12 protein-coding genes are annotated in these 11423 nt (G+C 36.2%); 11 read left to right on the plus strand and 1 reads right to left on the minus strand.

The window, feature by feature from the left end:
- The first annotated feature begins 1237 nt into the window (after positions 1-1237).
- Complete coding sequence (locus WBF61_RS05640) at positions 1238-1498, plus strand: hypothetical protein (RefSeq protein WP_424254691.1); 261 nt, start codon at positions 1238-1240, stop codon at positions 1496-1498.
- An 86-nt stretch (positions 1499-1584) separates the two neighbouring features.
- Here the strand turns inward: WBF61_RS05640 and WBF61_RS05645 are convergent, their stop codons facing one another.
- A complete protein-coding gene (locus tag WBF61_RS05645) occupies positions 1585-2514 on the minus strand; it encodes a competence protein ComK (RefSeq protein ID WP_424254693.1) in 930 nt (309 codons plus the stop codon).
- Positions 2515-2948: 434 nt separating this feature from the next.
- Between WBF61_RS05645 and WBF61_RS05650 the strand changes: the two genes are divergently transcribed.
- The 10 genes from WBF61_RS05650 to WBF61_RS05695 form a co-directional block, all read left to right on the plus strand.
- Positions 2949-3500 carry a sigma-70 family RNA polymerase sigma factor gene (locus tag WBF61_RS05650; RefSeq protein ID WP_424254695.1) on the plus strand — a complete coding sequence of 184 codons (552 nt, stop codon included), beginning with the start codon at positions 2949-2951 and terminating at the stop codon, positions 3498-3500.
- 83 nt (positions 3501-3583) lie between these two features.
- Positions 3584-3787, plus strand: coding sequence for a hypothetical protein (locus tag WBF61_RS05655; protein ID WP_424254696.1), 204 nt, complete (start codon positions 3584-3586; stop codon positions 3785-3787).
- Positions 3788-3843: 56 nt separating this feature from the next.
- Positions 3844-4068: a DUF2922 domain-containing protein gene (locus WBF61_RS05660; protein WP_424254697.1), complete on the plus strand. Its 225-nt coding sequence runs from the start codon at positions 3844-3846 to the stop codon at positions 4066-4068.
- A gap of 132 nt (positions 4069-4200) precedes the next feature.
- Positions 4201-4827: a VanZ family protein gene (locus tag WBF61_RS05665; RefSeq protein WP_424254699.1), complete on the plus strand. Its 627-nt coding sequence runs from the start codon at positions 4201-4203 to the stop codon at positions 4825-4827.
- Positions 4828-4893: 66 nt separating this feature from the next.
- Positions 4894-6231 (plus strand): aminopeptidase C, encoded by a 1338-nt coding sequence (locus tag WBF61_RS05670; RefSeq protein WP_424254700.1) that lies wholly within the window; start codon positions 4894-4896, stop codon positions 6229-6231.
- Positions 6232-6609: 378 nt separating this feature from the next.
- Positions 6610-7032 (plus strand): type IV pilus modification PilV family protein, encoded by a 423-nt coding sequence (locus WBF61_RS05675; RefSeq protein ID WP_424254702.1) that lies wholly within the window; start codon positions 6610-6612, stop codon positions 7030-7032.
- Positions 6977-7468, plus strand: coding sequence for a PilW family protein (locus tag WBF61_RS05680; protein WP_424254704.1), 492 nt, complete (start codon positions 6977-6979; stop codon positions 7466-7468). The genes WBF61_RS05675 and WBF61_RS05680 overlap by 56 nt, the downstream gene beginning before the upstream one ends.
- A gap of 10 nt (positions 7469-7478) precedes the next feature.
- Positions 7479-8987, plus strand: coding sequence for a DUF7305 domain-containing protein (locus tag WBF61_RS05685; protein ID WP_424254706.1), 1509 nt, complete (start codon positions 7479-7481; stop codon positions 8985-8987).
- Positions 8988-9004: 17 nt separating this feature from the next.
- Positions 9005-10630: a GspE/PulE family protein gene (locus WBF61_RS05690; RefSeq protein ID WP_424254707.1), complete on the plus strand. Its 1626-nt coding sequence runs from the start codon at positions 9005-9007 to the stop codon at positions 10628-10630.
- A gap of 10 nt (positions 10631-10640) precedes the next feature.
- On the plus strand, positions 10641-11423 hold a 783-nt coding region (locus tag WBF61_RS05695; RefSeq protein ID WP_424254709.1), incomplete at its 3' end, for a type IV pilus twitching motility protein PilT.

The raw sequence follows: 11423 nt of genomic DNA on the forward strand, positions 1-11423 counted from the left end.
GAGAATGATTCATCACTCGTTTTTTTTTTTATAGGATAAAGTAACCAAACGAACTCCAACTCTTGCTGCGCAATTTTTGGACGAGTGAGTGATTGATAAAAGCCAACTGGTCTAAAAAAGAATAAAAAAGATAAGTGAGAAAGATTATTACTGTTACTTATCCAAAAAAGAACAGAACTAGACGTGTTGATGAGAAAAATTCTTCACTCGTCTGTTTTTGTATGATAAAGTAACCCAACGAAATCCGAACCTTGCTGCGATATTTTTGGACAAGTGAGTGATAGATAAAGGGCAACTGGTCTAAAAAAGAATAAAAAAGCTGAGTGAGAAAGATTATTACTGTTACTTGTCCAAAAAAGAACAGAACTAGACGAGTTGTTGAGAATGATTCCTCATTCGTCTGTTTTTGTAGGAAAGTAGCCCAACGAAATACTAGCTTTATTGCGGTATTTTGGACGAGTGGGTGATTGATAAAGGCCAACTGGTCTAAAAAAAAATAAAAAAGAGAAGTGAGAAAGATTATTACTGTTACTTATCCAAAAAAGAACAAAGCTAGACGAGTCGCTGAGAAAAATCCTTCACTCGTCTGTTTTTGTATGATAAAGTAGCCCAACGAAATACTAGCTTTATTGCGGTATTTTGGACGAGTGAGTGAGTGATAAAGGCCAACTGGTCTAAAAAAGAATAAAAAAGCTCAGTGAGAAAGATTATTACTGTTACTTATCCAAAAAAGAACAGAACTAGCCGAGTCGCTGAGAATAATCCAGCACTCGTCTGTTTTTGTGTAGGATAAAGTAGCCCAACGAACTCCGACTCTTGCTGCGTAATTTTTGGACGAGTGAGTGATTAATAAAGGCCAACTGGTCTAAAAAAAAATAAAAAAGAGAAGTGAGAAAGATTATTACTGTTACTCATCCAAAAAAGAACAGAACTAGACGAGTTGCTGAGAATAATGCCTCACTCGTCTGTTTTTGTGTAGGATACAGTGAGCAAGAGTATTTACTCCTAAATAAACACATTTTTATGAATTAAAAAGGTTAGAATAAAAAACAAAAGTTAGGTTAAAATTGCCTTAAAATTTGCTATCAAATGAAATAAATCACTAGTATATTTAAAAAATAAGAGGTATGATAAAAACGATAAAGGTTTAAAAAAACGAACGGAATGTAACCGCTTAATAAATTGTTAAACCTTTATTGCAATCTGATGGAACGGAATAATATAAGGAGGAAAAAGGATGAAAGATCTTGAACACTTTTCAGAGTATTTTAGCGGATATAGAGAAGACAAAGAAGTGGTCTTGTATTATGCTGATACTCGAGAATTAGCCCATACTTATGAATTTGAAACACAAGAAGATGCCGAGACTTTTTACCAACTGTGTTTAAGAGTTGGCGAAATGGTAGAGGATGTTCCAGTAAACAAACGCGCTTCGGCACATCAAGTGTTTATCAATGAAAGTTTAAAAAAGGTAAACTATAAAGCCACTACTTATTAAAAGAATAGACTGTATCAGACAAAAAATCCGGAAAACACTTGTTAGAGTGTTTTCGGTTTTTTTTTATTTTCTGACTCCTAAAAAAGCTATTTATAGAAACGAAAGAGGAAAGGTGGCTTTTTAAAAGTAGACATAATGTCTTCGATGTATGGATTTTCTTCACCGAGCACCTTTGTCAGCAATTCTTGAACTTTAAAGAAAAGCAAGTAGTTTAAGAATTGTTGAAACGAGTACGATTTTAAAAGCAACGGTGCAGCAACTTGTAATCGCTTATGAATCACATTTAACTCATTTTCAGTAGGTGTGCACTCCATTAAATTAAAATCAGTCATCATTCTTTGTTTGAATAATTGTTGCAGCGCGTATAAATTAATAACGCGTTCCAGTTGTTTTTCGTAGCCTTTTTTGCCGAACTCGAAAGATAGTTCGTGTTGATTCCTAAAATGTAGAAAGGTTACAGTGGACTTATTTTCTTTAGTAGCATGAATAACATGATGCATAGCATACCAGCTGACATGAGCATTCGTTGGTCCTTTTTCTGGTACATAAGCAATTCCGTTATAAACATAAGGACAACATTTATTTATACCAATACACTTTCCAGCTAACTTAATGTAATCGTATGGTAAGAGATTGGTCTCAAAATAACGATTCATAATCTCAGTAGTTGTTTCTTTTGATTTTACCGGATCGCGGTTCAAATAAAAGATAAGCGTGTTAAATGGGGTAGATTTTAAAGCACTAATGTCTTTGACGTAAATAACTTGATTCGTCAGGACAATGTGGTTGAATTCAATACAGCTATCAGCGATTTCTTCAAGTACAGCTTGGGTAAAACGAAACGATTGTTGTTGTTTCTTTTGGACGTATTCGCTGTTGTCTATCAGTTTTTCACGCAACAGAAAGGCATCTTTGGTTAAGTGTTGGTTAACCTGATGTTTAGATGATTGAATAAATTCCTTTTCCCATATTTTATATGTATTTATCGCCTGAAACTGATCGAAATTCTCTACCATTTAACATTCCTACTTTCTTATTGGACTTGTTTATATAGAATTACAAGTGTATTGTAACCGAATTCACGAAAGAAATCTCTTTTTTTTATTAATGAGAAAAATCTTATTATCCTCTCATTAAATTCTAGTTAAAAGCGTACTTAACCATTGATAAGAAGGGGATAAGCTTGATCCTAAAAAAGCTAGTATAGAGTAAAAAATGTGGCAATTATGAAAATAACGGCTAGAAATCATCATTATTTATGCTTGTTTGTTTATTTAATTGATTCATTTGTGAAAAAATAAATCAAACGGAATGTTTTTGCGTATAAAAGATGCTTTTTATCTGATTTCTTAGAAGATTCCCAAGGATTTGAAGCGTTGTTGCAGCGTAGATTATCACTTATTCTGTGAGTGTACAAGGCCTTGTAACACTCTGTTAAGGAATGATTGAGATGGAAAGAAAACTGATGACTGAAAATGAGACAGCGTTTTTTGATCGCCACAGTACGATTGTATTTGGTGTCTTAAAAAGATTAGGAATTCAAAGAACCCATCCTGATTACGATGATTTTGTGCAGCAAGGTTTATTGAAGTTAGTCGAAGCCTATGAAACGTTTCCGGAAGACCCAGAAAATGAAGCGTTTATCTATCCTTTTGGTGGTTTTGCGTTTACAAAAATCCAGTGGCACATTAAAGATTTGCGCAGAAAGGAACGGCGTAAGGCATTGAACGAATCAAGTTGGCCAGTCTTAATGGAAGAAAACTATCCGGATAGACAGTCACAATTTGAAAAGGAGTGTCTTGAAATGGATTTAATTTATGAGATGCTCGAATATTTAACGAAAAAAGAACAATTTTATTTAATTGATGCCATCATTTATCGCTTAACGGTAACGGAGATTGCAGAAAAGAATCAAGTCAGCCGTAAGACTATTTATCAGTGGCGTAAAAGCATGATGAAGAAATTGCAACCTTTTCTGGTGCATATAAAACCAGCTGGGTAACACATAAAAAAGCTGAAACGTTATTAGGGGTGTAAGCAGTCATGACAAACCTTACAAAAATAAACTACAGGAGGCTACACATTATGGCAAAAGAATGGAATAAAGGCTCAATCGCGGTTCATTTCGAGGACGCAGTGAATGAGAAAATCATCAAACGCAACTACGAAGATACGATTCAAGGAGTTACACCAGAACAAGTGGAAGGTTTTACAGCAGCGTTAGAGCAAGTAAGTGCCTTACCTTCTTCTTATACAGTGGTTGCTGAAGAATACCGCTATACACGCTAAGCGTTAACGAAAGACACTTTATCCACTATCCAAAAAATTAAAGGAGGAAAATGATTATGGCAAAAGTACTAGAATTAAGATTCAATACAAGTTTGGGGAAATCAAAAACAATGAGCGTGAAAGACCCGCTTTTAACGCTAACAGCTGAGAACGCTAAGTTAGCAATGGAAAGTATCAGCGCCTTAAAATTGTTCCAAAGTGAAGGCGTCGACTTATGTGCGTCAGTCGTTGGAGCGCGCTACACTGAACGAATTGAAACAGAAATTTTTGAAGTCATCTAGTCCACTTCACTAACCAAATCTCGGCGCAGCGCTTGTCTGTGTCGAGGTTTTTTTGTTTTAGACGTTAAAATAGCTGTATTTATGAATGAAAAGCTGTAAACTAATAGGAATAGTAAAAAAGGGTGTGAATCAATGCTAAAATTATCAAACAAACAATGGATAGCATGGGCAGCGGTTCTTTTTTGGATGGCGTCTATCTTTTATCTTTCGTCGCAACCAGCGAGTCAATCCTTTAATTTGAGTCAAGAGATGATCTACGTCACGATTCAAGTCGTTAAATTTTTACAGATCCTGATGGTCATTGGACTAGCTTATGTCGTTCTAAAGTTCCTTCATTATAAAAAAATAAGAATCACTCTTAAAAGAGTCCTCATCCTTTTAGTTGTCCTCTTTTTCTTCTATTCGTTATCCAGCGTGTTTCTTCGCTATTTTGCTCCTGATGATCTGCACCATTTTGTGAGAAAAAATGCGCACTTCTTTATTTATTTGGTGTTAGGCTTTTTAACTGCTAATGCTTTTAAAGTTAGTGGGATAAGTGGAGGAAAATCTATGCTGTTAGCGCTCGTATTGGGTGTTTTATTTGCTCTTTCAGATGAACTGCACCAAACTTTCGTTCCAGGTAGAGGTGGAATGGTGAGTGATGCGGTGATTGATAGTGCCGGAGTGGCAACGGGTATATTCGTTCAAATGAGTTTAGCAAAAATAAAAAAGGACTATTTCATAAAGAGAAATCAGACGTTAAATAAAAAAGGTGTTTAAAACAAATTGTAAATCACATTAAAGAAGAGTAACATAGAGATTAAGAAAAGATGAGGAGGAGATTTTTTGACAATCCATACAGACCTATTAACGCAGTACAAAACGCGATTTGAAGGAAATCGTGAGAATCAAGTAATTAAGGGAGCCATTGCTAAAGTTGGTATCAATACCGCTTCTTTAGACAACGACTTGCTTAGACGTCACTTTTTTTCTTTTTCAGAAGAAACAAAACGTGGAGAAATAACGAACCAACAAGCCAGTGGACGCTGCTGGATGTTTGCGGCTTTAAATACCGCTCGTGTTGGAACGATGGAACGACTCAATGTTGAAACGTTTGAGTTTTCTCAAAACTATACCTTGTTTTGGGACAAGTTAGAAAAAGCAAATTATTTCTTAGATAGCATAGTGGATACCGTAGAAGAAGCACAAAACTCACGAATTATTGCGCATTTATTAATGGACCCTGTTCAAGATGGCGGACAATGGGATATGTTTTCGGGCATTTTAGAAAAGTACGGAGCCGTTCCTAAATCAGTGATGCCAGAAACATTCCATTCTTCACATACGGCAGTTTTAAATAAAATTCTAACAGCTAAATTACGTGAATTTGCGAGCGTTTTGCGTGAAGGCCATAATGAAGGAAAAACAGCTGAAGAACTAGCTGCTAAAAAAGAAGAAATGTTGTATTTTATCTATTCTGTTTTAGTTAAAGCACTAGGTGAAGTTCCTGAAGAATTCACTTACGATTACCGGGATAAAGATAAGGCTTTTCACCGGATTGCCAAAATAACGCCACAAGAATTCTTTAAGCAATACGTTGGGTGGGATTTAACAAGTTTGGTTAGTTTATTAAATGCACCAACAAGTGATAAACCTTACGGCAAAGCCTATACCGTTAAGTACTTAGGGACAGTAAAAGAAGGTCAGCCGATCCGCTACATTAACACGCCGATTGAAGTCTTAAAACAAGCAGCGATTGATTCAATAAAAGCAGGTGAACCTGTTTGGTTTGGTTGTGATGTTGGTCAAATGTCTGAAAGAGAATCAGGGATTATGGACGAGAACACCTACCAGTATGATTTGACTCTTGGAGAAGGGTTGAACATGACGAAAGCCCAACGGTTGGATTATGGCGAGAGCCTGTTAACGCATGCGATGGTATTAGTCGGAGTCAACTTAGACGATGAAGGAAACCCATTAACTTGGAAAGTTGAAAATAGTTGGGGCGATAAGCCTGGTAAAAAAGGCGTTTTCTCAATGAGCGACAACTGGTTCGATGAGTTTACCTACCAAGTAGCCGTAGATAAAAAATACGTTGCCGATAAGTGGTTAAAAGCATTAGATGAACCGGTTATTGAATTAGAACCCTGGGATCCAATGGGTTCATTAGCGATGGTAAGATAAACTTACAAAACGATTAACGATTTAAGAGCTAGAAAAAACTAGCTCTTTTTTTTATGGGAATAAACATTCAATTGAAGAACGACTATTTTAAAACAGAATAATTTTAGCTTAGAAATCGCTTGAAATCGTTATCTGCTTTATTGATCGAACGCTTATTTTTGAAAGCCGTTTCATTTTTTTGTTTGAAAGCTTTTTTTTATTATTTTCGCTGTATTTTTCTCTTGAGTACTGTATAGTAGCTATTAAGGGATAACGCTTGTTTTAAGCCTTTTATAAATGAAAACTAGCTTAATAGGTGAGCTCGTTCACTTTTTTTAAGTTAGGATAGTCTTTTATACAATATGCAGCAACTAAATCTTTAAAAAAAGGAAGAATACTATGGGAATCTGGCATAAGAAAAAAATGAAACGTTTACTAGTTGAAGAAGACGGAATGACTCTTGTCGAGATTTTGGCTTCTATTTTAATCCTATCGCTTATCATCACGACGTTTATGTCATTTTTTATTCAAGCAGCTAAAACAAATAATCAGACCGATACCGTAAATGAAGCTACGTTTATTGCACAAGAACAAATTGAATTGCTTACATATTATTCCACCACAAAGAGTGTGAATGAAACTATGACGCTGATTAAGGATGCAAGTACGAAAGCTGGGTTTACTATTGTATCAAAAATATCTAAAGAATCAGAAAATCTCTATAAAGGTACTGTAGAGATCTCCGAAAGCAAAGGAGGAAAAATTTATGCGCAAATGGAAACGCGGCTATCATTCAAAACAGCAGAAAAGAACAAAAATTGAGTTGAAAAGTGAATCAGGAATGACTCTTATCGAACTACTAGCCAGTATTGCATTACTTTCAGTGGTACTTGCATTGGCAAGTGCGGTACACATGTTTGGGCAAAAACAATATACGACACAATCTTATTCTGCTAGCCAGTCAAATGATTATGCTTACGCACTTTCAGTTATGTCTAGAGATATCCGTAGTGAAAAATATAGTTCTATAAAAATTTCTGAGTCAGGTGAAGCTCTTTTGATTGATAACGTTGTGGCGTTCAGCAAAAACGGATCGCAACTGTTAAAGGATACCAACCAAATTTTGGCGGAAGATGTAGAGAGTTTTACTGTGTCTTCTGAACCAGAAAAAAAAAGTATAAACATTCTATTAAAAAGTATATCCGAAAAAACAAACCAACCAAAAGAGTACCAAACAACAATATATTTCAGAGAGTGAGTGGGTAGAATTGGGTATCAAGCAACTTCGTAAGGAAGAAAAAGGCAGCGGCCTAGTTCTGACATTAATGGTTCTTTTAGTATTATCGGTATTAGGTATTGCAATCGGTACACTCACAATCGGTAGCTATCGATTAAGTGATGCGACACGTGATGATACGTCTGCTTATTATGTAGCAGAAGCCGGAGCTGTTGCTGCGTATGATCAGATTCAGAGAGAAGTGTTGGCTGCTTATAATAAAAATGCAACAGAAAGTGCTTTCTACAATGAAGTATCTACTATACTAACTAAAAAAAATGGTCAGTCGAATGTACAATTTGATCAGCAATTAGGCAATACACCTAGTGCAACTATTCTTACTAAAAAAGTGGATGCGCAAAATTATACAATCTATTCTACCGGAGAAATAGCCGGAAAAGAAAGAACAGTTACAAAACCGCTAACAGTAAAATGGGTCGAAAAAAACACAGGTGGTGGAGGATTACCAGCAGTTCCAGCTAATGCAGTCTTGTTAACAAAAGGAGATATTGAAATTAGTGAAGGTGGTAAATTGACTGGAGATATACATACAAACTCGGTAATAGATAAATCTATTGAAATTTCAGGAGGACCAAACTTAACTGAGACGACATTTTATTTTCCTAGTACAACAACTGCTGAAAAACTGATAGATAAAAAAAATAATGCGAATGGATTTAAAAAGAATATAGCTAGAGAAAAAGATATTGATTTTGGAGGGTATCAAGGATTATTGAATAGAGTTAAAGCAACCAAATACAATCCAAATGATTTTAAAGTATTACCAGATAAAATAATCCAAAAGGATAATTCGAGTCAGCATAAAGTTCAAGATAATGGCAATTTATTTATAAACAGTTGGATGATCGATACCTATAAAATTGAAGTTCAAGAGAATATAAGATTTGATGAAATAGAAATAGGTGCCGGGAAAACATTAAGTTTTAATCCAATGGGCGGGAATTATACGATTTTGGTCAATGATTTATCGATTATGTCAGGCAATCTTGATATTGTAGGAGAGGGTACGATTACATTGGTCGTAAACGATGAAATCGAGTTTAGGCAAACGTCAAAAATAAACGTACCGGGGCCAAGTAAACAACTTCTATTTATTTATAAAGGTGGCTCGCCTGACTTTGAAGGAATTACACAGATGAACTCCAACATTATATCTCTTGGAGAAGATGAAGATGTGGAGATAAGTAATACAAATATAAATGGTGTTTTTCTGACAGATAGTGATGAAGTAAGTTATTCAGGCGGTACACCTGGCGGACCTTCCAATATGATGCTTATTGCACCAAATGCAGAAGTTTCTTTAGATGGTGGTTATTTAATAAATGGTTCTGTAATAGCAAAAACATTTGAAATAAAAGGAGGCGCTAGTCTCTCGTATAAGCCTATTGACACAACCGGTTTCCCATTTGGTTCATCAGGTACAACTACTGATCCAAAGCCAGAAGATATTATAAATTCAGGAACAATCGTTGAAGACTAGTAGAAAGGAGCGAGAATGTGGCAGATTTTAGAAAGAAAAAATTAGGAGATTTATTGAAAGAAGCAGGGCTCGTAACAGAGTTGCAAATCGTAGAAGCACTTAGTGTGAAAAAGCGAGACCAAAAATTAGGAGACTTATTAGTTGATCAAGGGTACATTACTGAGAAACAGTTGCTAGATGCATTAGAGATTCAGTTAAAACTTGAAAGTGTGTCCTTGTACCAATATCCGATAGATCTCTCTGTATTAGAGCTTGTATCAAAAGATTTTGCACGGTCAAAATTATTGCTACCGCTTAGAAAAGAGAATACGCGTTTGATTGTGGCAATGAATGACCCTTTGGATTTTTATGCCATAGAGGAGATAGAATTTTCAACGGGTTATGTAGTTCAACCAGTCATCGCGACACAAGACGACTTATTACAGACTATCAATCGCTTGTATGACTCAAAGGAAGTAAATATTGACTACATTGAGGGTGAAGACGCTCCTGCAGTAAGAATCTTTAATCAACTATTAGAAACGGGTGTATCATTGCGTGCATCAGACATTCATTTAGATCAAACAGAACGCCACGTCTCTGTTCGCTATCGTGTAGATGGGTTGCTTCGAAATGAACGACCTTTACCGAAAGCTTTAATGAATTCGTTAGTTGCTCGAATCAAAATTATAGCGGGTTTGAACGTTACGGAGACGCGTTTGCCTCAAGATGGCCGTATTAGTACAAATGTGTTGAGCAAACGAGTCAATTTAAGGGTATCAACCTTACCGACGATCTTCGGTGAAAAAATTGTATTGCGCATATTAGATATCTCCAATATGTTTAGAAAAGTAGAGGATATTGGCTTAGAGAAAGATATTTTAGAAGACTATCGGAAATTAATTTCTCAACCGTCAGGACTGATTTTGTTAACAGGTCCGACAGGTTCCGGAAAAACATCGACTTTATATGGTTCGATTAATGAACTGAATCATCCAGAAAGCAATATTATTACAATTGAAGACCCCGTTGAGTACCAACTAGAGGGTATCAATCAAGTTCAAGTTAACACACAGATTGGGTTGACCTTTGCTGCAGGCTTACGTTCTGTTTTGCGGCAAGACCCAAATATTATCATGGTTGGAGAAATTCGAGACAAAGAAACAGCTGAAAATAGTGTCCGTGCTGCATTAACAGGTCACTTAGTGTTTAGTACATTGCATACGAATAGTGCCATTGAAACGATTCCGCGTTTGCTTGATATGGGAATTGAATCGTACTTAATTGTATCAGCTATAAGCGGTGTCGTAGCTCAGCGTCTTGTCAAAAAAATCTGTAAAGATTGTGCAGAGACAAGAGAAGCCACACTAGTCGAGAAAGAAATATTTGAACGTCGCAATCAAACCATCGAGACGATAACCTTCGCAAAGGGTTGTGATGTGTGTCGTCATACCGGTTACCGTGGACGAATGGCGATCCATGAATTAATCGTGATTACAGAAGAAATAAAGCAAATGATGATGAATCAGACGTCTATTCAAGAAATTAAACAGCACATCAATGAACAAGGCGTTCGTTTCTTGATTGACGATGGGTTAATAAAAGTAAAAGCTGGAAAGACAACCTTGGAAGAGGTTTTACGGGTTGCATCGATTAATGAATAAGGAGACAGTGATGATTGAGCCATTAAACACATTATTAATAGCTGCCTATGAAAAAAAAGCGTCTGATGTTCACCTGGTTGTAGGTTCTGCACCAGTATTTCGAATTGATGGAAAGTTAATTCCTCAAAGGCTGGCTTATCTTACTTCAGATGATACAAAATCTTTTGCTGAAACGATGCTAAGTCAAGAACTGTATGAGACGCTTGAACAAATGCGAGAGATTGATTTTTCGTATGGCATTGCTGAAGTTGCTCGATTTCGTGTAAATGTATTCTATCAGCGTGATACTCTGTCACTTGCTTTTCGAATTATTTCAAAAGAAATTCCTAGTGTAGATAGCTTGGGTTTACCGGATATCACTAAAAAATTAGTGCAACAGCCACATGGGCTATTTTTGGTCACCGGCCCTACTGGTAGTGGTAAAAGTACTTCACTGGCTGCATTGATTGATTATGTAAACCAAACAATGAACCGACACATTATTACGTTGGAAGATCCGATTGAATACTTGCATGAACACAAACAGTCCATTATCGAACAAAGAGAAGTAGGATCAGATACCGTTTCCTTTAAAAGTGGGCTTCGTGCAAGTTTAAGACAAGATCCTGATATTATTTTCGTAGGGGAATTACGAGATATGGATACCATTTCTACAGCTATAACGGCATCTGAAACTGGGCATTTAGTTCTAGGCACGCTGCATACTTCAGATGCGGCTGGAAGTATTGAACGAATGATTGATGTTTTTCCAGGAGGACAAAGAGAACAGATTCGCTTAATGCTAGCGAACGTG

Source organism: Carnobacterium sp. (assembly GCF_049673005.1).
Taxonomy (GTDB): Bacteria; Bacillota; Bacilli; order Lactobacillales; family Carnobacteriaceae; genus Carnobacterium_A.